Origin of the sequence: Kitasatospora fiedleri (assembly GCF_948472415.1) — a bacterium.
GTDB lineage: Bacteria > Actinomycetota > Actinomycetes > Streptomycetales > Streptomycetaceae > Kitasatospora > Kitasatospora fiedleri.
Genome location: NZ_OX419519.1, coordinates 262,353 through 282,787, shown reverse-complemented (window position 1 = coordinate 282,787; position 20,435 = coordinate 262,353). Strand labels below are relative to the sequence as shown.

The following is a 20,435-nucleotide window of genomic DNA, read 5'->3' as shown; positions in this document are numbered from 1 at the left end:
AGATCCTCTCCGCACGCCTACGGGGTGAGCTGTCGGGTTCGGGCCGGGAGGGAGGCCAGGCCGTCGCGCTCCGGTCACCCGGTGCGGACGGCTTCACCCCTAGCCGTGGGGACGGCAACAATCGTGGTTCCCCGCCCCTGCCCAAGGGTCTTGGTGGTCGACCCGCAGCGCGGTGGACAGGGCTCGGCGTTGTCGCGTGCGGGGGCCCGGCGGTGCGAGCCGGGGCGAGCCTATTCACTCGAACGTGGCAATCACAAGCGCGTCGCGCCCGGATCACGCCCTCGTCACGTCGGGTCCTGCGTGGTGTGTGGACGACCTGTTGACGGGAGATCGGGCGGGAGGGCGAGGGGAGGGTCGGCGGATCGGTGGGAGAAGTCTGGCCGATCGGTGGGATTGGGAGGGAGGGAGCGGGGAAGGCCGGTGCTCCGCCGGGGTGGTGTCGGCGGTTCTTGGCCGCCAACTGCCTTTGAAAGTAGCCGAGTTGGGTGCAATCGGGGCATTCGACGCGTTGCGGATAAATGATGCGACAGGGGGTCGGCGGGCTTCCTACGATCGCCCTGCTCGCTGTTCCGGTGGGCGCGTGGTCGGGTCCGTCGAGTTCGTCAGGTCCGACAGGTCCGTCAGGTCCGTCGAGTCCGTTGGGGAGGTTCCGTGGGTGCCCTGATTCCTGAAGTGCTCCGCACCGAGCGCCAGTTCGCCAGGCTGTTCGTCGGCCAGTCGCTGTCGACCCTGGGAGACCGGGTGTCGTTCGTGGCGCTGCCCTTCGCCGTGCTGTCGATCGGCGGCTCGGCCGTCGACGTGGGGCTGGTGACGGCCGCCGGGCTGCTCCCGCTGCTGGTGTTCACCCTGGTCGGGGGCGTCTGGGCGGACCGGATACCGAGACGGCGGATCATGCTGGCCTCCGACCTGCTGCGGTGCGCCGTCCAGACGGCCGTCGCGGTGCTGCTGCTCACCGGCACCGCCCGGGTCGGGCTGCTGGCGCTGCTGATGGCGCTGTTCGGGGTCGCGGACGCCTTCTTCCTCCCCGCCTCCACCGGGCTGCTGCCCCTGCTGGTCCCCGCCGATCGGCTGCGCGAGGCGAACGCGCTCAGCGGGTTCGTCCAGTCGACGGGCCTGGTGGTCGGCCCGGCGCTGGCCGGTCTGCTGATCGCGGCGGTCGGCCCGGGCGGTGCGCTGGCGATGGACGCCGCGAGTTTCGCGGTCAGTGCCGCGGTGCTGGCCCGGCTGGGCGCGGTCGACGGCGCGGTCGCGGCGGGCGGCGCCGACGGCGGGGCCGAGCGGGGCGAGCGGCCCGGGTTCCTGGCCGAGCTGCGGATCGGCTGGCAGCAGGTGCGCAGCCGGACGTGGGTGTGGTCGGGCATGCTCGCGATGGCGGTCTACCACGTGGTGGTGCTGCCCTCGGTGTTCGTGCTCGGGCCGGTGCTGGCGAAGCGCGACTGGGGCGGCGCCAACGCGTGGACGGTGGTGGTGATCGCCTTCGGCCTCGGCTCGATCGTGGGGGACGTGTGCTCCTACCGGCTGAAACCGGCCCGTCCGATGGCCGTCGCGGCGGTGGCGATGGCGGTCGCCTCCTGCCAGGCCGCGATCATCGGCTCCGGTGCGCCGGTCTGGGTGATCGCCGCCCTGGAGGCGGTCACGGGCGTGGGCGTGTCCCTGTTCTTCGTGCTCTGGGAGACCTCGCTCCAGGTGCACATACCGGAGCGGGTGCTCTCCCGGGTCAGCTCCTACGACCACCTGATCGCCGTCGCCCTGATGCCGCTCGGGCTGGTGCTGGCCGGTCCGCTCTCCGAGAGCCTCGGTGTGCGTCCCACGCTGTTCGGGATGACCGCCCTCGCCGTCCCGGTCGCGTTCGCCCTGCTCGCGCTCCCCGCGGTCCGTCACCTGCCGGCGAGCCGGCCTCCCGGGCCCGAGCCCGAGCCGGCGGTCGGACTCGGGCCCGAGCCCGAGCCCGGGGCCGGGGCCGGGGCCGGGGTCGGGACGGCCGCCGGGCGGCGGGAGCCCGTTCCGGAAGCGGAGGCGGCGGTGTGAGCGCGGCCGGCGGCTGACCACCGGCCCACCGCAGGGTGCCGCACCCGGCCCGGCTGCGGCCGGACCGGCGGCTGTGTGGCGGTGGTCAGCGGGAGGGGATCAGCGGTATTCGCAGAGGTAGGCCGTGTCGATCGAGACCCGGAGGTGGAACTTGCTGTCACCCGGAACGGAGAAGTGCTCACCGGCGGAGAAGGTCCGCCAGTCGTCGGAGCCGGGGAGCTTCACGGTCAGGGCGCCGCTGACCACGTGCATGACCTCCGGGGCGGCGGTGCCGAACTCGTACTCGCCGGGGGCCATCACGCCGACGGTCGCCGGGCCGTCGGCCGAGGTGAAGGCGACCGACTTGACCGTGCCGTCGAAGTATTCGTTGACCTTGAGCATGCGCGTTCTCCTGCGGAAGGGGTGCGGAACGGCGGCCGGCGCGTCGCGCGCCCGGCCGCGGCGGGGGCGAGCCTATCGGCGCGGGCAGTTCGGTTGCCGGGAGCGTCCGCTGGTTGGTCACCGGCCGACCGTGGCCCCCGCCGCCGTCGGGCCCGGCTCCGCCGCAGGTCGGAACGCGGCGCGCGGCGCGGCGCGTTCGGCGGCCCGGCCCGCCGGGGTGGCGGCGAGCCGGGCCGGGAGGCGTCCGGACGGGGACGCCGGGAGGGGAGGATCAGCCGAGCGTGATGCCCGGGTAGAGCGGGTGGTCGGCGAGCAGGTCGACCGCGCGCTTGGCGACGGAGTCGCGGACGGCCTCGTCCAGCGTGTACTGCGCCTTCGAGGAGCCGACCGGCGCGGCGGCCGTCAGCACGGTGTGGATCAGCTCGGCGACCTCGTCCAGCTCCGCCGCGCCCAGCCCGCGGGTGGTCAGCGCGGGCGTGCCGAGCCGGACGCCGGAGGTGTACCAGGCACCGTTCGGGTCCTGCGGGACGGCATTGCGGTTGGTGACGATGCCGGAGTCCAGCAGCGCCGCCTCCGCCTGGCGTCCCGTCAGCCCGTAGGAGGAGACGTCCGCCAGCACCAGGTGGTTGTCGGTGCCGCCGGTCACCAGCCGGGCACCGCGCTTGAGCAGGCCCTCGGCGAGCGCCCGGGCGTTGTCCACCACCTGCCGGGCGTACACCTGGAACTCGGGGCGGCGCGCCTCCGCGAACGCCACCGCCTTCGCCGCCATCACGTGCGACAGCGGGCCGCCGAGCACCAGCGGGCAGCCGCGGTCGACGTGCTCCGCCAGCTCCGAGGTGCACAGCACCATGCCGCCGCGCGGGCCGCGCAGCGACTTGTGCGTGGTGGTGGTGACGATCTGCGCGTGCGCGACCGGGTCGAAGTCCCCGTCAGCACCTTGCCCGCGACCAGGCCAGCGAAGTGCGCCATGTCGACCATCAGGGTCGCGCCCACCTCGTCCGCGATCTCCCGCATCCGGCGGAAGTTCACCAGCCGCGGGTACGCCGAGTACCCGGCCACCAGGATCAGCGGCCTGAACTCCAGCGCGATCCGCCGGACTTCGTCGTAGTCGACCAATCCGGTCGCCGGGTCCGTCCCGTAGCTGCGCTGCTCGAACATCTTGCCCGAGATGTTCGGCCGGAAGCCGTGCGTGAGGTGCCCGCCCGCGTCCAGCGACATGCCCAGCATCCGCTGGTTGCCCAGCTCGCGGCGGAGCTCGGCCCAGTCCTGCTCGCTCAGGTCGTTGACGTTGCGGACCTGCGCGCGCCGCAGCGCCGGGCTCTCCACCCGCTGCGACAGCACCGCCCAGAACGCCACCAGGTTGGCGTCGATCCCGGAGTGCGGCTGCACGTACGCGTGCTCCGCGCCGAACAGCTCGCGGGCGTGCTCGGCGGCCAGCTCCTCCACGGTGTCCACGTTGCGGCAGCCCGCGTAGAAGCGGCGGCCCGGCGTGCCCTCCGCGTACTTGTCGCTCAGCCAGTTGCCCATCGCCAGCAGCACTGCGGGCGAGGCGTAGTTCTCACTGGCGATCAGCTTCAGCGAAGCGCGCTGGTCCACCAGTTCCCCGGAGATCGCCGCGGCGACCCGGGGCTCGACGGCGCGCACCACGTCCAGGGCGCTGCGGAAGGCGGTGTCGGCGGCGGGGCTGCCGAAGGTGTGCGCGGGCAGGGGCTCGACCACGGGCGGTCTCCTCGTACGGAACGGCGACGATTCGGACGGCCCAGGCGCACGGCTACAGCACACGGCACCCGAGGGCACCGCACGGAGCCGCTCCCCGATGGTGAATTCCATCCCAGCGCGCCAGTCACGGCTCACCGCGATCGTACCAACCACCACGCCGGGCCCGGGCCGAATCCCGCAGACACGGTTCGAACACCCGCCATGGCTCCGGCTCCGGCTCCGGCCTCGGCCTCGGTTCACGCTCCGGCCTCGGCCTCGGTTCACGCTCCGGCCCTGCCTTCGCCCCCGGCCCCGGCCCGGGAGCCGGCTCAGGTCCCGCTCCCTGCCCTGGGCGAAATTCCCTGGTGCGGCCCGGTCGGACCTGGGCATGATCGGGCGCATGACATGGACCGTCCCCACCACCACCCGCACCGGCGGCTCGCTCACCGCCCCCGAGACCGAGCTGCTGCCCGGCTACCTCGCCTGGCACCGGGCCACCTTCCTGCACAAGTGCGCCGGCCTGACCGGCGAGCAGCTCGCGCTGCGCCCCCTGCCCGCGAGCTCGCTCTCGCTGCTCGGGCTGATGCGCCACCTGGCCAAGGTGGAGCGGACGTGGTTCCGAATCCGCTTCGCCGGGCAGGACGTCCCGCCGCTGCACGCCGTGGAGGGCCACAAGGACGCCGACTTCGACCTGCTGGAGCCGGAGCGGGCCGAGCAGGAGTACCTGGCGCTGCTGGAGGAACAGCGCCTCGCCGACCTCGCGGTGGCCGGCGCCCCGCTGGACGCGGTGCTGGCCGCGTACGGGGAGGAGCAGTCCCTGCGGACGACGTACCTGCACGTCATCACCGAGTACGCCCGCCACAACGGGCACGCCGACCTGCTGCGCGAGCACATCGACGGCGTCACCGGCGGCTGACGGGGAGTCGGCCCGGCATTCGGCCGGGTGACCGTTGCAAGGGTGAAGTTCCTTGTGGGGCAAGGGCGCTGAGGGAGACCCGGCCGGGTGATTCGTCGGATGAGCGGATAGCGTACTGAGTATGGGACCTCTCGAACCGAACGTGCCCGAGCTGATCCTCGGACTGATCGTTTTCTCCGCCCTCTTCTGGGCGCTCGGCAAGGTGCTGCTGCCCGGATCGAACGCACCCTCGCCGAGCGCCACGACAGGACCGACGGCGGCATCGCCCGTGCGGAGGAGGCCAGGGCCGAGGCGGAACGCATCCGCCGGGAGTTCCAGGCCGAACTCGCCGCCGCTCGGCACGAGGCGGCCGCGATCCGGCAGGCCGCCGCCGAGGAGGGCGCGGCGCTGGTCGCGGCCCTGCGGGCGGAGGCCCAGCAGCAGCGCGAGCAGCTGGTGGCCGAGGCGCAGGTGCAGCTGGCCGCCGACAAGGTGCTGGCCGAGGCCGAACTGCGCGAGGACGTCATCGCGTTGGCGTCCGAGCTGGCCTCCCGGGTGGTCGGCGAACCGCTCGCCGATCTGCCCTCGACCCGGGCCGTCGCGGACGAGTTCCGCGGTCGCGCCGAGGTCTGACCCACCGCCACCGCACCGCGGGTGCGGACGCGCTGAAGCGGACGGGCCGCCCGGTCCCGAGCCTGGGGCTCGTGGACCGGGCGGCCCGTCCGTCGTTCAGGGGGTGCGAGCGGGGTGGCTCAGGAGCACGGGCCGTCGTCGGCCCACGCGCCCCACTGGCCGCTGCTGCTCGGGTTCTCGTTCAGGGTCCACCACTTGGCGTGGTAGTTGTGGTGGTTGTAGCTGGCCTTGTCGTTGGCCACGTAGGTGGTGGTCGCCGACCAGGCGGGGCTGCAGGTACCGGTGCCGGGCGAGGTGCCGGTGCTCGGCGAGGCGCTGGCGCTGGTGCTCGGGGAGGGGGACGGCGTGCTGGTGGGCGGGGTCGCGCCGGCGAACTTCACCGTGTACTTGGTGAAGTCCCAGGCGTTCTGCGCCACGCTGGAGCAGGCGCCGGACAGGCCGGGGTCGACCGTGCCGGAGCACTGGCGGTCGCGGTTGACGGACCAGAAGGTGTACCTGGCCAGCTTGTGCGCGGTGGCGAAGTCCAGCACGGTCTGGAAGTCCGCCTGCTTGAAGTACTCGGCGGCGTCGGTGCGGCCGTTCATCAGCGACGCACCCTCGTGGGCGTAGGCGGTGGCCTCGTTCCAGCCGAAGGTGCTCTGCAGGATCTGGTTGAACTTCACCAGCGCGTCGGTCTGCGCCGCCGCCCCGTTGAAGCCGCCGTCGAACGGCATGATCGAGTAGTTGTTCGGGGTGAAGCCCTGGGACTTCGCCTCCAGCAGCATCTGGGTGCCGAACCAGCCGGTGCCAGCGTTGGTGCCCGCGGTGGTGATGGAGATGTAGATCCCCGGGTTGTTCTGCTGCAGGATGCGGGCCGCGCCGATCTCGTTGTGGATGGCGGCGGTGTTCTCGTACTCGGGCTCCTCGAGGTCGAAGTCGATCGCCTTGAGGTTGTACTTGGTGACGACCTTCTGGTAGGCGGCGGCGGTCGCCTCCGGGGTGCCGCAGGTCTGGCCGAGCTTGGTGCCGCCGTAGCCGCCCACCGAGACCGAGACGTCGCCGCCCTTGTTGCGGATGGTCTGGATGACGGCCGCATCGTGGTGTCGGTGTCGATCGAGGACGTCCCGCCCAGGACGGGCTACAGGTGTTGCCGCCCTGGGCCAGGATGAACGCGAGCTGGAACGCCTTCTGGCCGGTGGCGTCCATCACGGCGGCGGCGTCCGGCGGGCTGTTGTCCTCCGGCATCAGGTACGGCGCGGAGGCGTACCAGTTGGAGCCGAGCGCGGCCGTGGTCGCGGCGTTCGCCGAACCGGAGACGGCGACGGCGGAGACGCCGCCGGCCAGCAGGCCGAACACGGACAGGGCGACCGCGACGGCGCGGCGCGGGCGGCGGCGCGGCGGGGCGGTGTCGGCGAGGGGGTGTGGGGGAAGTGCGCGTTCCATCGAGGACCTCTCCAGGAGGCGGCGAGGACAGCGGCCCGGGCGCGCGGAAGTGGGGGTGCGCGGCCGGGTCGACGGTCGGTTGCCTAGCCGAGGTTGACGTGACTGCCACTGGTATAGACCTGTGCCGGGTCGCCGTCAACCCCCCGGCGCCGTGCCGGGCGCGGCGCGGTCGGATCGCGGTCGGATCGTGGTCAGGTCTCGGTCAACCGGCGGTAAAGCACAGGTCAAAGCAGATGTGGTCGGCCGGTTGACGAACCGTCGGCCCGGGCCGGGCGGCCTCAGCCCGATGCCGGGCGACCGCGCTCGCGCCCCCGCTCCCGCCCCGGTTCACGGCCTCGCTCCCGCCCCGGTTCGCGTCCCCGCTCGCGGCCCGGTTCGCGCCCGCGCTCCCGGCCGCGCTCGCGACCCGGCCGCCGCCCGGCGGCGGGCGGCTCCGGCGGCAGGTAGGACTCCAGGCCGCGCAGGAACACCTCGATCTTGAAGGCGTAGCGCTCGTCCCCGTCGCCCGACACCATGGTGTCCGCCATCCCCTGGAGGTTCGGGAAGCGGTCGGGCGGCAGTGCCTGCAGGAAGGCGTGCAGCTGCCCGAAGTACTCGTCGATGTCCGTCCCCCGGGCGATCCGCTCCGCGTACACCGACGCCTCGTACGCGTCGGTGTCGATCAGCTGGCCGAGGCCGTCCAGCGCCCAGGCCGCCACCTGGGGCGGCATGCCGACCTGGAGCAGCAGGTCGAGCAGGAACTCGGTGATGCCCAACTGGCTCTCGCCCAGCGGGATGCTGCCCAGCGACACCAGCGACACGTCCCGGTGGGAGGTCAGCACCCGCTGCGCCTCGAAGCAGATCTCGGTGATCTGCTCCTTCCAGCGGGCGGGCTCGGGGCGGCGCGGCAGCCGGATCTCGGAGACCACCCGCTCCAGCACCAGTTCGAGCAGCTCCTCCTTGTGGGAGACGTGCGCGTACAGTGAGGCCGGGCCGGTGCCCAGCTCCTGCGCGACCCGGCGCATCGTCACCCCGGCCAGGCCCTCGGTGTCCAGCACCCGCACCGCGGTCTCCACGATCAGCGCGCGGCTGAGCGGCTGCCGGGGCTCGGCCTTGCGGGGCTTGTGCCACGGGTTCTCGGGCATCTGCGCGGGCATCGGGCCACCTGCTTTCGCTGAACGTTCCGCCGGCGATCATCGTACTCCGGACGAACGCCGTTCGACGGGTGGGCGGAGCGGCCGCCGCCGACCTGGCTCCCGGCGCAGGTCGGAGCGGGTGGTGGGGGGTGCGAAGGGTCGGCGGGCGGCGGTTCTCGGGGGCGGGTCGGGGTCGCGGGTGGGGGAGAAGTCAGGGTTAATCCGTTTGACGGGAACGCCGCTCGACTCGTAGAACAGTGTTCGTCCCACAAACACCGTTCAATCGCGCGGCCCCGTCCACCGCGCCTGGTAGTAGACAGGAGCTGTCATGACCGACGCGGTCGGCACGACCTCGGCACCGCCCTCCGGCGCCGCCGAGCCCTACCGGTGGCGCTGGGTCGCGCTGTTCGTCATCCTCGCCGCCGAGGTGATGGACCTGCTCGACTCCCTGGTCACCAACATCGCCGCCCCCGCGATCCGGGCGGACATCGGCGGCGGCGAGTCCACCATCCAGTGGCTCGGCGCGGCGTACACGCTGGCGATGGCCATCGGCCTGATCACCGGCGGGCGGCTCGGCGACATCTTCGGGCGCCGCCGGATGTTCATGATCGGCGCGGCCGGGTTCACCGTCGGGTCGCTCGCCTGCGGCCTGGCCCAGGAGCCCTGGCAGCTGGTCGCCGCCCGGGTGCTCCAGGGCCTGCTCGGCGCGGTGATGCTGCCGCAGGGCCTGGGCATCATGAAGGAGGTCTTCTCGCCCAAGGAGCAGGGCGCGGCCTTCGGCATGTTCGGCCCGGTGATGGGCCTGTCGACGGTCGGCGGCCCGATCCTGGCCGGCTGGCTGATCGACGCGGACTTCGCGGGCACCGGCTGGCGGATGATCTTCCTGATCAACATCCCGCTCGGCCTGTTCGCCTTCGTCGGCGGCCGGGTCTTCCTGCCCGCCCAGGGCCAGGGCCCGACCGTCCGGCTCGACCTGGTCGGCGCGCTGCTGGCCGCCCTCGGCGCGGCCACGGTCATCTACCCGCTGGTCCAGGGCCGCGAGCACGACTGGCCGCTGTGGGCGTTCGCGCTGCTGGCGGTCGGCGTCGCGGTGTTCGGCCTGTTCGGCTGGTACGAGGCCCGGCGCAAGGCCGCCGGGGCCGACCCGCTGGTCGAGCCCAGCCTGTTCGCCAAGCGCGGCTTCAGCGGCGGCATGGTGCTCGGCCTGGTCTTCTTCACCGCGATGACCGGCTTCTGGCTGACGTTCAGCCTGTACACCCAGCTCGGCCTGCACTACAGCGCCTTCAAGTCCGGCCTGACGGGCATCCCGTCCTCGGTCGGCATGGTGATCGCGTTCGTCGCCTCCCAGGCGCTGCAGAAGTACGGCCGCAGGGTGATGCACGTGGGCCTGGTGGTGATGCTGGCCGGCGTGCTGGCCCTGATGTACACCCTGCACAGCCAGGGCGCGGGCGTCACGCCCTGGCAGATGGTGCCCTCGCTGGCGGTCAGCGGCCTGGGCATGGGCCTGGTGATGGCCCCGTTCTTCGGCATGGTGCTCGCCTCGGTGGACGTGCACGAGACCGGATCGGCCTCCGGCACGCTGACGTCCGTGCAGCAGCTCGGCGGTGCCCTGGGCAGCGCCATCCTGGGCACGGTCTTCTTCGAGTGCCTGAAGACCTCGGACTTCGCCGGCGCCGAGCAGACCACGCTGTGGACCGAGGTCGGTCTGCTGGTGGTGGTCTTCGCGGCGATCTTCCTGCTCCCGATGCACGGCCGCCCCGAGCACGAGGGCGCGGAGGACGACGGGGCCGAGGAAGAGGGCGCGCTCCGCAAGGAGGGCGAGCACCAGCCCGCCTGACGCCCCGTCGCACCACACCCCGCGAGGGGAGGAGCGGGGCCGGTGGCCCCGGAGCACATCGCTCCGGGGCCACCGGCCCCGCGCCGCAGGAGGAACGGAGGATCAGCCCTGGTAGGCCGCGAAGAGCTTCGAGAACTGGTAGGGCGTCTGCGGGACGTTGGTGCACTTGGGCAGCGAGCCGGTGCACGCGTTGGCGTCCCGGGTCATCTCCCAGAAGGCCAGCTCGCCGAGGTGGTGCTGCTGGGCGAAGGCGATCAGCTGCTGGGCGTCGGAGACGCCGAACACCTCGGAGGTGGTGTCGTTCTGGCCGAGCATCGGGGTGACGCCGACCATGGCGTACGCCTGGGCGTCCGTCAGGCCGGTCCACACCGAGCGGATCTGCGCCTGGGTGGACTGCGCGGACTGGATCGCGTAGGCGCCCATCTTCCCGGCCGGGCTCGGGGCGGCCCAGTCGCCGAAGTCCATCGCCATCACGTTGACCAGGTCGACGGACAGGCCCGCGTTCTTGGCGGACTGCAGGATGTAGACGCCGTCCGCGTCAGGCCGCCGGGCAGCACCGGCAGGGTCAGGCTGACCTTCAGGTCGCGGCCCTTGGCCCGCTGCGCGGCCTGGACCTGGGCGAGCGCTGCGGAGCGGCGGTCGACCGAGGCGCGGTCGGTGACGGCGGTGCCCTCGATGTCGAAGTCCACCCGGTCGAGGGCGTAGACGTCGACGACCTTCTGGTACTGCGCGGCCAGCGCCGCCACCGTGGTGCAGGACTGGGCGAGTTCGGTGCCGTTGGCACCGCCGAAGGACGGGCGGACGTCGCCGCCCGCGTCGCGGATCGCGTCCATGTCGGCCTTGTTCCAGCCGGTGGCCGGGTCGTAGGCGCCGAACCAGCTGGCGGTGCACGGCTGGCCGCCGTTGATGAGGAACGCCAGCGAGAACTCCTTGACGCCGCTGGCGGCGGAGAGCGCGGGCAGGCTGGGGGTCGGGTAGGCGCCGAGGTCCACGTAGGGGGCGGCGGTGCCGGCGCTGGTGCCGGTGCCCGCGGTGGCGGTGACGGCCGCGGAGGCCGCCGACTCGTTGCCCGCCGCGTCGAAGGCGGTGACGGTGAAGGTGTGGCTGCTGCCCTGGAGCAGGCCGCGGACGGTGGCGGAGGTGCCGGTCACGGTGGCGACCACGGCGGAGCCCTCGCGCACGCGGTAGCCGGCCACCGCCGTGTTGTCGGTGGCGGCCGTCCAGCCGAGGGTGATGCTGCCCGGCCCGGTGCCGGTCGAGTGCGGCCCGCCGGGGACGGACGGCGCGACGGTGTCGGCGGGCGCGCCCGCGCACGGCTGGTTGTTGACCGTGCAGTTGGCGGGGGCGCTCTGCACGGCGCCGGTGGTGACGCCGAAGCCGACCGCGGGGGCGGCGGCGCCGGGGGGCAGCGGGGCGGCCCAGGCCGGCGAGGTCACCGTGTAGTGGGTGCCGGTGGGGGTGCTGGCCGAGCTGAGGGTGCCGTTCCACAGGCTGGAGACGCTCTCGCCGGTCGGCAGGTCGAAGGAGAGCGACCAGCTGTTGACGGTGGCGTTGGTGTGGTTGGTCACGGTGTACGTGGCCTGGAAGCCGTTCGACCAGCTCTGGCTGACGGCGTAGTCGGCGGTCAGGCCGGAGACGCCGGCCGCACCGGCGGCGGTGGCGCCCAGCGGGGCGGCGACCAGGGCCGCGGCCGCGGCGAGGGAGAGGGTGACGCGCCTCATGGGCGAGTCCTCCTTGACGGTGTGGGGGGACGGGTGGGGGCCGTGGCGCGGAGTGCGCGGGGCGCACTCAAGATGGTCCAGACCAATCCGGGCCGTCAAGGCGAAGTCCTGCGGTTTTGCGAGGAGTTGACGGTTCGATCAGGTGCGGTTAAGGCTCTCGGGGCGTGCCTCGGACGACGGAGGGCGCGGCCCCCGAAACGTGGGGGAAGGGGCCGCGCCACCCGCCTGACACAGGTCAGGCGTCCATGGGCCGTCAGGCGGAGACGGCGCCGCCGCGAATCCGGCGGGCCAGGTGCACGCCCGAGGCGGTGGCCGACAGCAGGGCCGCGCCGGCCAGCCCGAGCAGCAGGTCGCCCTGGCCGGGCCGGTCCACCGCGGCGGGGCCGGAGGCGGCCGCGACCGCCTCGGCGGCGGTGAGGTCGCCGCCGTGGCCGTGGTGCGAGACGGTCGAGCGGGCGGCGCCCGCGTCGATCTGGCCTGGGTCGGCGCGAGCGGGGCGTTCGCGGCCTGCGGGCCGACCGCGGCTGCGGCGGTGGCGGCGCCGAAGTCGAGGTCCGAGCAGCCGTAGAACGCCTCCGGGCTGTCCGAGCGCTGCCACACCATGTAGACCAGCTGGCGGCCGGTGCGCTGCGGCAGGTTCACGTTGACGTGGTAGTACCCGTTGTCCGAGGTGCGCGCGTGTCGTAGACCGCGACCGGCGCGGCCAGGTCCAGGTCGGACCACTTCAGCGGCTTGGTCGGGTCGTAGCCGGCCTTGGTGATGTACAGCTTCATGCTGCCCTGGTGCGCTGCGGTGACCCGGAAGTCGAAGGTCTTCGCGCCGGCCGTCGTGGCGGTGGCCGGCCAGTCGGTGCGGGCCCAGTCCAGGGCGCGGTACTTGTCGCGGTTGGCCGAACAGAGGTGGCCGTCCGGGATGATCTGCCGGCTCTGGCCGTTGGCGCCGGCGATGTTGACCTCGTTCCAGTCGTACAGCGGCTGGGTGCCGCTGTCCGCGACGAGGTCCTTGCAGACCTGGGACTTCGGGTCTCGGGGCCTTCCGCGTAGCAGGCCGCGATGCGGCTGGGCGGGCCGAACATGGCGCCGTGCGCGGCGGCACTGCCCGCGGCGGCGGGTGGCGACCAGGGCGCCCGCGCCCACCGCGGAAGCGGCGAGCAGGCGGCGGGACCAGGACATGGTTCTCCTCGGGAAGGTCGGGTCGGTCGTGGGGGAGGAGCGGCACGTCTGCCTGCGGACCGCGGGGAGCGACCCCGGGCCGGCGCGGTGTGGACCCTGCACACCGCGAGCCGTCCGAAGGCTACGATTGGCCTATACCAATTGACAAGAGTCGTCCATCGGACCGCAGTTGACCGATGGCGGCATTCGGCCACCGTCAGCGTCCGCCCCGCACAACCGACCTGGCGGGACGTCAGATTCCGGTCAGCGGGCGAACCTCGGCGGACAGCAGCGAAATCACCCCCGGACCGCCCCCGCCCCCGACCGTCCGAAGGCCCACCGGAGGGCGCCCCGGGGTGGGCGAGGGGGGGCGGGGCCGCTGCGACCCAGGGCGCGGGCGGGGAGGTGAAGAGGAACCCAAGCCGCGGACAATGCTCCGCCAAGCCGATCCGGCCCCGGAAGACGGCCCACCCACCAGGCTGACGGCCCACCCACCACGCTGACCTTCCGTCGGCCTTACGACGGGCCCAGCGAGACGAGCAGCCGGGCGGTGTCCAGCCCCACCGACAGGTACTCGACGAACAGCGCGTTGTGCAGTGCCCACGACGAGCGCCGCGCCCGCACCCGCCGCACCGCCTCCGCGCTGTCCAGGCCGAGCTCCACCAGCGCCTGCGCCACCACCAGGCCGGAACGGTTGTACCCGGAACGGCACCGCACCAGCACCGTCCGGCCGCCCCTCACCGCCGCCGCCACCTCCCGCGCGGCGGCCTGCACGGCGGCCAACTGCCCGGCGTCCAGCGGCCCGTCCGGTACCGGGACGAGCCGGTGCGGCACTCCCGGGGCCGGGCCGTGGTCCGGGGCGGTGAACAGGCTGACCACCAGGTCGAACTCCGCGCCGACCACCACCGGCCACCACTGCCCGGCCGGGTCCACCCAGTGGTGGCCGCCCATCCACAGCCCGGGCGCGATCTCGTCCCACGGTGTCCCCGGATCCGGTACACCGCCCCTCCGACGGGTCTTCATCCGCCACCTCCGGCTCGTCAACGCCGGTGGGTGCGGAGGGGGTTCCCGGAGTGGTCAGCGGTGGCAGAGCCAGTAGCCGTCGGCGATCGGGAGGGTGCGGCGGGCACCGGTCGGGGAGGTGACCGTGAGGTGGGTGGGGTGGTGGGAGACCCGGTCGCCGGGGGCGAGGAAGACCGGGGGGTCCAGGACGGCCTCGTAGTCCGGGCGGACCAGGAAGGCGCCGAGCAGCAGCAGGCGGGGTACGGGGTGACCCCGTCGAAGAGCAGTCGCACGGGACAGCGCGGCGGGAGGGGTGGTGACGGTGCGACGGGTTCTGTGTAGGGACGGCGGGAGCGGGGGTTCGTCGGGCGTTCATGAGGGGGCCGGATCGCGGTGGTGTCCCGTTGGGGCGGGGTCGGGAGGTTGGGCGACGCTGTTTCCGCGGACGCTCCCGCAGCCGTGTCCACCCACCGAACCGAGGGACCCCATCGCGCACCCCGAGCGCCGCCGCCGACTCGCCCGGCCGTCGGCCGCCCTCGCCCTGGCGGCCCTCGTCGCCGGGCACTGACCGCCGCCCCGGCCTCCGCCGCCCCCAGCGCGGTGGCCTGGCCCGGCAGTTCCGGTGTCACCACCGCCGACGCCTCGGGCGTGTTCGGCTCCGACCTGTCCGGCCTCCAGCAGGAGGGCGGCGTGATGTGGGGCGCGCAGAACTCCGGCAAGCTGTGGCGGCTCGTCCCCAACGGCTCCGGCGGCTGGAAGCCCGACACCGCCAACGGCTGGGGCTCCGGCAAGTCGCTGCGCTTCCCCGGCGGCACCGGCACCCCCGACGACGAGGGCGTCACCGTGACCGGCGCGGGCTCGGCCGGCGGCGTGTACGTCTCCAGCGAGCGCAACGCCGACTCCTCCTCCACCAGCCGGCTCTCCGTGCTGCGCTACGACGTCTCCGGCACCGGCGGCACGCTGACCGCCACCCGCGAGTGGAACCTCACCCCCGACCTGCCCTCCACCGGCTCCAACGCCGGGCTGGAGGGCGTCACCTGGGTGCCCGACGGCTACCTGACCGGCGCGGGCTTCAAGGACGCCTCCACCGGAGCCGCCTACGCCCCGGGCCGCTACGCGGCGCACACCGGTGGCGTGTTCTTCGTCGGCGTCGAGGGCACCGGCACGGTCTACGGCTACGTCCTGCTGGAGGCCGGCGGCTTCACCAGGGTCGCCACCGTCAGCAGCGGCATGGCCGGCGTGATGGAGCTGTCCTGGGAGCCGCAGGCCAACCGGATGTGGGTGGTCTGCGACGACACCTGCTCCGGCCAGCTGCGCACCTTCCGGGTCGACGGCAGCGGCGCGTTCGCCCCCACCGCGGTCTACAAGCGCCCCTCCGGCATGTCGAACCTCAACAACGAGGGCTTCACGCTGGCCGGCGCCGACGAGTGCGTGGGCGGCAGCAAGCCCGTCTACTGGTCGGACGACAGCAACACCGGCAAGCACGCCCTGCGCAAGGGTGCCATCACCTGCTGACCGGCCGGTCGCGGTCGGCGGGTCGCGCCGACCGGAACCGCCGCCCCCGGCCGACACTGGCCGGGTGAGCACCCACCCGCCCCACCCGTCCCCGTTCCGCCGCCCCTGCCCGGCCGCCGCACCGTGCTGCTGGCCGGGCTGGGCGGCGCCCTGACGGCCTGTTCGTCCACCGGCCGGAGCGGCCAAAGCGGCCAAAGCGGCCAGATCGGCCCGGACAACCCGAGCAGCCCCGACAGCCGGAGCAGCCCGGGCGGCCAGAGCAGCCAGAACAGCCCCGGCAGCCCGGCCGCCGGTGCGAGCGCCGCCTTCCCCGCGCCCGCCGCCTGGCAGCCGGCCCGGGCGAGCTCCAGCCGGACGTGAAGCTGCGCGCCGCGCAGGTGGTGGAGGCGATCGGCGGGTGGCCGCCGGGCGGGCAGGGGGTGGCGGCGGCCCGGCAGCGGGTGGCGGCGCTCGGGGTGGACCCGGGGCTGGCCGACCAGGGCGGTCCGCTGCTCGCGGACGCCCCGCGGGCCGCGCTGGAGGTGGTGTACGCCCAGTACGGCGGGCTGCTGGCGGACTCGGCGAGCGTGCTGGTGGTGTGCCGGCAGTGGCTGGCCGGGCCGGACGGCGCGCCGGTGTCCACCGGCAGCACGGTCGACGTCCGGCTGAGCAGCGGCTCGCCCCGGTGGAGCGTCACCGCGCTGCACCCGGCCGACCCCGGGGCGGTGGCGGCGGCGCTGGGCGATCCGGCCACCAGGGTGCTGGCGCAGCCGCGGATCGCGCTGCCCCGGCGGCGGTGGCGGACGTGCGCAGCGGGCAGGTGCACGACGCGCCGCTCACCGCGATGCTGGCGCTGGCGGGCACGTACGACTTCGAGGTGAGCGTGGTGCGTTCGGGCCACCCGCTGCTGGTGTTCGGCACCGACCGCCGGAGCGACCACCCGCAGGGGCGGGCGTTCGACACCTGGCGGATCGACGGGCGGGCGGTGGTGGACCCGGCGACCCCGGCCGAACTGGTGGACTCCTTCATGCGGGCGGCCGCGGCGGCGGGCTCCTACAACGTGGGCGGCCCGCGGCAGCTGTCCGGCGGGGCGACGGCGAACCAGTTCTTCAGCGACGCCACCCACCACGACCACGTGCATGCCGGGTTCCGCACCTGACCTGCCGCCGGGCCCGGACGGCGAAGCGCCCCGACCGCGAAGCGCCCCGGCCGGCGAAGCGCCCCGGCCGGCGAAGCGCCTCGACCGCGAAGGGCCCGGACCGCCGTCGCGGTCCCGGCCCGGGGGCTCAGCGGGGCGTCAGATCAGGCCCTGGGCGAGCATCGCGTCGGCGACCAGCTCGAAGCCGGCGATGTTCGCGCCCACCACGTAGTTGCCGGGGCTGCCGTACTTCTCCGCGGTGGTGTGGCAGGAGTCGTGGATGTGCTTCATGATCTCGCCGAGGCGGGCCTCGGTGTGCTCGAAGGTCCACGAGTCGCGGAGGCGTTCTGCTGCATCTCCAGCGCGGAGGTGGCGACGCCGCCGGCGTTGGCGGCCTTGCCGGGGGCGAAGGCCACGCCGGCCTCCTGGAGGACCCGGACGGCCTCGGGGTGGTGGGCATGTTGGCGCCCTCGGCGACGGCCTTGACGCCGCCCCGGACCAGGGCGAGGGCGTCCGCCTCGTGCAGCTCGTTCTGGTGGCGCAGGGCAGTGCCACGTCGCAGGGGACGTTCCACACGCCGGTGCCGGCCACGTACTTCACGTGCGCGCCGCGGGCCTCGGCGTAGTCGGAGACGCGGCCGCGGCGGGTCTCCTTGACCTCCTTGAGCAGGTCCAGGTCGATGCCCTTCTCGTCCACCACGTAGCCGGTCGAGTCGGAGCAGGTGAGCACGGTCGCGCCGAGCTGCCGGGCCTTCTCGATCGCGTAGATCGCCACGTTGCCGGAGCCGGAGACCACCACGCGCTGCCCGTCCAGGCTCTCGCCACGGGTGCGCAGCATCTCCTCGGTGAACATCACGCAGCCGTAGCCGGTGGCCTCGGTGCGGGCCTGCGCGCCGCCCCAGCCCAGGCCCTTGCGGTGAGCACGCCCGACTCGTAGCGGTTGGTGATCCGCTTGTACTGGCCGAACAGGTAGCCGATCTCGCGCCCGCCGACGCCGATGTCACCGGCCGGGACGTCGGTGTACTCGCCGAGGTGGCGGTGCAGCTCGGTCATGAAGGACTGGCAGAAGCGCATGATCTCGGCGTCCGAGCGGCCCTTGGGGTCGAAGTCGGAGCCGCCCTTGCCGCCGCCGATCGGCATGCCGGTCAGGGCGTTCTTGAAGATCTGCTCGAAACCGAGGAACTTGACGATCCCGAGGTTGACCGAGGGGTGGAAGCGCAGCCCGCCCTTGTACGGTCCGAGGGCGCTGGAGAACTCTACCCGGAAGCCGCGGTTGACGTGGATGCCGCCCCGGTCGTCGGACCACGGCACCCGGAAGATCAGCTGGCGCTCGGGTTCGCAGACCCGCTCGACGATCCGGGCGTCGACCAGCTCGGGGCGCCGGAGCAGCACCGGGCCGAGGGTGTCGAGGACCTCGCGGACCGCTTGGTGGAACTCGTTCTCGCCCTGGTTGCGGCGCAGGACTTCCTGGTACAGCGGCTCGATCAGACGGGCGCCGGTGTCGGTGGACGCGGCGTGGGGGGGTGGCCGGCATGCGGGCACAACCTTCCGTGGATCGGATGGCGCACGAGGGCGCTCCCGTCCCGGGGGCGCCCCTGGTCCTCCTCGCCGTTGAGGACCGCCGGCGGCGCGCCTGACACGCGTGGGCCGACGGGGTGGGACCGGTGGTCCGCACCAGTGTCCCAGGACTGACCTGCGTCCATCGACCGCGCGTCCACGATGTGCACGCCCGAACGGGTCATTTCGGTCGCCCGAAAGGTAAAGCCCCGGCCATCGGCGGCCCATTTCCGGCCCAAGCGGCTGAACCTCGACGCCCGGTGTGAATTCGCTGTGGATTTCGGGCGTGTCCGGGGAGCCTTCCTCGGAGGCCGACCGGTCGGCCTCCGGAGGAAGGGGGAGGAGGGGGGAGGGCCGGGCGTCAGCGGCGCGGCAGGATCCACCAGGCGGTGGTGGCCGGCGGCAGCACCCCGGCCGGGCACGGGCCGGAGGACAGCAGCGGCTGCCCGGTGACCGGCGCCGGGGCCGGACGGTGCCGAAGTTGGTCGCCACCAGCAGGCCGTCGCCCCGGGTGAAGGCCAGCACGTTCGGCGGCGTCTCGATCCAGCGCAGCGTCCCCTCGCCCAGCTGCGGCAGCAGTCGGCGCAGGTGCAGCGCCTCCCGGTACAGGTGGTAGGGCGAGGTGTGGTCGGCCACCGCCCGCTCGGCGGTGTACCGGGCGAACGAGGCGGGCTGCGGCAGCCAGCTCGGCGCCGAACCCTCCGGGCTGAACCCGTACGGCGCCTTCGCCCCGGCCCACGGCAGCGGGACGCGGCAGCCGTCCCGGACGCCCTTGCGGTTGCCGGTGCGGTGGAAGATCGGGTCGGTGATCACCTCGTCCGGCAGGTCGTCGACCTCCGGCAGGCCCAGCTCCTCGCCCTGGTACAGGTAGGCCGCGCGGGCAGCGACAGCATCAGCAGCGCGGCGGCCCGGGCCCGCTCGGAGCTGCCGAAGCGGCGTCGTGGTGCGGACCTGGTCGTGGTTGTTGAGCACCCAGGTGACGGTCGACCCGGTCGCGGTGATGTCCCGCACCGCCGCGTCGATCACCTGGTGGAAGTGCTCGGCGTCCCACGGCGCGTGCAGCAGGTGGAAGAAGAACGCCTGGTGCAGCTCGTCCCCCGCGCACGTACATGGCCTGCTCGGCCGGGGTCGGCACGGACGCCTCGCCGACCAGCAGCCGCTGCCGCCCGTCCAGCGCCGTGTACTCCTCGCAGATCGCTCGCCAGGAGCGCCACACCTCGTGCACCTCCGGCTGGTTCCAGGCCAGCGGGTTGACCGAGTCGCGGGTGCGCTCGTCCGCCTCCGGGTCCGGGGAGTCCGGCAGCTCCGGGTGCTTGAACAGGCCCGCCGCCACGTCGATCCGGAAGCCGTCCACGCCCCGGTCCAGCCAGAACCGCAGCACCTTCTCGAACTCGACGGGCACCTCCGGGTTGCGCCAGTTCAGGTCCGGCTGCTCCGGGGTGAACATGTGCAGGTACCACTGGCCGGGGTGCCGTCCGGCTCGGTGATCCGGGACCAGGCGGGGCCGCCGAACATCGCCCGCCAGTTGTTCGGCGGCAGCCCGCCGTCCGGGCCGCGGCCGTCCGCGAAGTGGAACCGGGCCCGGGACACGGAGCCCGGGGCGGCGGCCAGCGCCTCCAGGAACCACGGGTGCTCGGCCGAGCAGTGGTTGGGCACGGTGTCCAGCACCAGGCGCAGGCCCAGCTTCCGGCAGTCCTCGACCAGCAGGTCGAAGTCCTCCAGGGTGCCGAACATCGGGTCGACGCCCTTGTAGTCGGCCACGTCGTAGCCGTGGTCGTGCTGCGGCGACGGGTAGAACGGGTTCAGCCACACCCCGTCCACGCCCAGCCGCTTCAGGTACGGCAGCCGGGCCCGCACGCCCGGCAGGTCGCCGATGCCGTCGCCGTCGGAGTCCTGGAAGCTGCGCACGTACACCTGGTAGATCACCGCGTCGCGCCACCACAGCGCGTCGGGGCGGCGGCCGCCGCCCGTTCCTCCGGGAGCACTCCGTCCGCGGTGCGGACGGCGGGGGCCTCGACGGCCTGCGCGGGGCGCGGCGGGTCGGCGGGGACGACGGACGTGATCATGCGTCACCTTCACGGGAGCGCGCGAGGGGGTCGCGCTGACAGGCACGGGCCCGCGGCGGCTGACAACGCGTCAGTTCGTCGGGGATACCTAGATGTTAGGTAGAGGTTAAAGAGCATGTCCAGGAGCCTGGAGAGGAAGATGTCACCTCTTGAGACGGCGAGTGCCACCAGTCGGGGCGAATCAGGGCGAATAAGGGGGCGCACAACGGGGTAGGCCAGAGCCCAGGAGAGCCGCCCGGCGTACGACCGACGACGTTCGGCCGCACGGCGCACTCCCCCACTGACCTCGAAGGGAGGC

17 protein-coding genes, 5 pseudogenes and 2 riboswitches are annotated in these 20,435 nt (G+C 73.5%); of the genes and pseudogenes, 8 read left to right on the top strand and 14 right to left on the bottom strand.

All coding sequences use genetic code 11. The annotated features are described in order from the left end of the window. Positions 1-166: riboswitch (cyclic di-AMP (ydaO/yuaA leader) on the bottom strand. Positions 167-672: 506 nt separating this feature from the next. Beyond that, the gene (locus QMQ26_RS01400) at positions 673-2,028 is read left to right on the top strand and encodes an MFS transporter (RefSeq protein WP_282204443.1); all 1,356 of its coding nucleotides are present in this window, start codon (positions 673-675) and stop codon (positions 2,026-2,028) included. 99 nt (positions 2,029-2,127) lie between these two features. On the opposite strand, the gene ppnP is transcribed toward QMQ26_RS01400, so the two are convergent. Beyond that, positions 2,128-2,409, bottom strand: a complete 282-nt coding sequence (ppnP, locus tag QMQ26_RS01395; RefSeq protein WP_282204442.1) for a pyrimidine/purine nucleoside phosphorylase — start codon at positions 2,407-2,409, stop codon at positions 2,128-2,130. A 271-nt stretch (positions 2,410-2,680) separates the two neighbouring features. Further along, positions 2,681-4,128, bottom strand: a pseudogene (locus QMQ26_RS01390) (glycine hydroxymethyltransferase). 31 nt (positions 4,129-4,159) lie between these two features. Continuing rightward, positions 4,160-4,266: riboswitch (ZMP/ZTP riboswitch) on the bottom strand. Between the two features lie 241 nt (positions 4,267-4,507). Between QMQ26_RS01390 and QMQ26_RS01385 the strand changes: the two are divergent. Both QMQ26_RS01385 and QMQ26_RS01380 read left to right on the top strand, forming a co-directional pair. Beyond that, complete coding sequence (locus tag QMQ26_RS01385) at positions 4,508-5,023, top strand: DinB family protein (protein ID WP_100834594.1); 516 nt, start codon at positions 4,508-4,510, stop codon at positions 5,021-5,023. A gap of 186 nt (positions 5,024-5,209) precedes the next feature. Next, positions 5,210-5,635, top strand: coding sequence for a F0F1 ATP synthase subunit B family protein (locus QMQ26_RS01380; protein WP_318552295.1), 426 nt, complete (start codon positions 5,210-5,212; stop codon positions 5,633-5,635). A gap of 119 nt (positions 5,636-5,754) precedes the next feature. Here QMQ26_RS01380 and QMQ26_RS01375 read toward each other — a convergent pair. Both QMQ26_RS01375 and QMQ26_RS01370 read right to left on the bottom strand, forming a co-directional pair. Continuing rightward, positions 5,755-7,057: pseudogene (locus tag QMQ26_RS01375) on the bottom strand (carbohydrate-binding protein). A gap of 278 nt (positions 7,058-7,335) precedes the next feature. Next, positions 7,336-8,193, bottom strand: coding sequence for a TetR/AcrR family transcriptional regulator C-terminal domain-containing protein (locus tag QMQ26_RS01370; RefSeq protein WP_282204441.1), 858 nt, complete (start codon positions 8,191-8,193; stop codon positions 7,336-7,338). A 307-nt stretch (positions 8,194-8,500) separates the two neighbouring features. Between QMQ26_RS01370 and QMQ26_RS01365 the strand changes: the two genes are divergently transcribed. Further along, positions 8,501-10,009, top strand: a complete 1,509-nt coding sequence (locus tag QMQ26_RS01365) for an MFS transporter (protein ID WP_282204440.1) — start codon at positions 8,501-8,503, stop codon at positions 10,007-10,009. A gap of 102 nt (positions 10,010-10,111) precedes the next feature. Here QMQ26_RS01365 and QMQ26_RS01360 read toward each other — a convergent pair whose 3' ends face one another. The 5 genes from QMQ26_RS01360 to QMQ26_RS01340 form a co-directional block, all read right to left on the bottom strand. Next, positions 10,112-10,474, bottom strand: coding sequence for a glycoside hydrolase family 18 protein (locus tag QMQ26_RS01360; protein ID WP_282204439.1), 363 nt, complete (start codon positions 10,472-10,474; stop codon positions 10,112-10,114). A 5-nt stretch (positions 10,475-10,479) separates the two neighbouring features. Beyond that, positions 10,480-11,730: a cellulose binding domain-containing protein gene (locus QMQ26_RS01355; RefSeq protein WP_282204438.1), complete on the bottom strand. Its 1,251-nt coding sequence runs from the start codon at positions 11,728-11,730 to the stop codon at positions 10,480-10,482. 253 nt (positions 11,731-11,983) lie between these two features. Further along, positions 11,984-12,328 (bottom strand): hypothetical protein, encoded by a 345-nt coding sequence (locus tag QMQ26_RS01350; protein ID WP_282206719.1) that lies wholly within the window; start codon positions 12,326-12,328, stop codon positions 11,984-11,986. Between the two features lie 40 nt (positions 12,329-12,368). After that, a complete protein-coding gene (locus QMQ26_RS01345; protein WP_282204437.1) occupies positions 12,369-12,902 on the bottom strand; it encodes a lytic polysaccharide monooxygenase in 534 nt (177 codons plus the stop codon). 495 nt (positions 12,903-13,397) lie between these two features. Further along, the gene (locus QMQ26_RS01340; protein ID WP_282204436.1) at positions 13,398-13,904 is read right to left on the bottom strand and encodes a protein-tyrosine phosphatase family protein; all 507 of its coding nucleotides are present in this window, start codon (positions 13,902-13,904) and stop codon (positions 13,398-13,400) included. Between the two features lie 579 nt (positions 13,905-14,483). On the opposite strand from QMQ26_RS01340, the pseudogene QMQ26_RS01335 reads away from it, so the two are divergent. The 4 genes and pseudogenes from QMQ26_RS01335 to QMQ26_RS01320 form a co-directional block, all read left to right on the top strand. Then, positions 14,484-15,398, top strand: a pseudogene (locus tag QMQ26_RS01335) (hypothetical protein); the annotation flags it as partial. Between the two features lie 123 nt (positions 15,399-15,521). Beyond that, a complete protein-coding gene (locus tag QMQ26_RS01330; protein ID WP_282204435.1) occupies positions 15,522-15,758 on the top strand; it encodes a hypothetical protein in 237 nt (78 codons plus the stop codon). After that, positions 15,755-16,258 (top strand): hypothetical protein, encoded by a 504-nt coding sequence (locus tag QMQ26_RS01325; protein WP_282204434.1) that lies wholly within the window; start codon positions 15,755-15,757, stop codon positions 16,256-16,258. The genes QMQ26_RS01330 and QMQ26_RS01325 overlap by 4 nt, the downstream gene beginning before the upstream one ends. Beyond that, entirely contained in the window at positions 16,222-16,536 is a 315-nt protein-coding gene (locus QMQ26_RS01320) for a hypothetical protein (protein ID WP_282204433.1), read from the top strand. Before QMQ26_RS01325 ends, QMQ26_RS01320 begins: the two co-directional genes overlap by 37 nt. A 138-nt stretch (positions 16,537-16,674) precedes the next feature. On the opposite strand, the pseudogene gdhA reads toward QMQ26_RS01320, so the two are convergent. From gdhA to QMQ26_RS01305, 5 genes and pseudogenes are all read right to left on the bottom strand, one after another. Beyond that, positions 16,675-18,048 (bottom strand): annotated as a pseudogene (gene gdhA / locus QMQ26_RS01315) (NADP-specific glutamate dehydrogenase). Between the two features lie 656 nt (positions 18,049-18,704). After that, positions 18,705-19,082: pseudogene (locus QMQ26_RS38605) on the bottom strand (alpha-amylase family glycosyl hydrolase); the annotation flags it as partial. After that, on the bottom strand, positions 18,964-19,518 hold the full coding sequence (locus tag QMQ26_RS38600; protein ID WP_449768964.1) for an alpha-amylase family glycosyl hydrolase: 555 nt from the start codon (positions 19,516-19,518) through the stop codon (positions 18,964-18,966). The pseudogene QMQ26_RS38605 and the gene QMQ26_RS38600, both read right to left, overlap by 119 nt. Beyond that, entirely contained in the window at positions 19,491-19,997 is a 507-nt protein-coding gene (locus tag QMQ26_RS37810; protein ID WP_404814033.1) for an alpha-amylase family glycosyl hydrolase, read from the bottom strand. The genes QMQ26_RS38600 and QMQ26_RS37810 overlap by 28 nt, the downstream gene beginning before the upstream one ends. Continuing rightward, entirely contained in the window at positions 19,994-20,137 is a 144-nt protein-coding gene (locus QMQ26_RS01305) for a hypothetical protein (protein WP_282204432.1), read from the bottom strand. The genes QMQ26_RS37810 and QMQ26_RS01305 overlap by 4 nt, the downstream gene beginning before the upstream one ends. Positions 20,138-20,435: the final 298 nt, after the last annotated feature.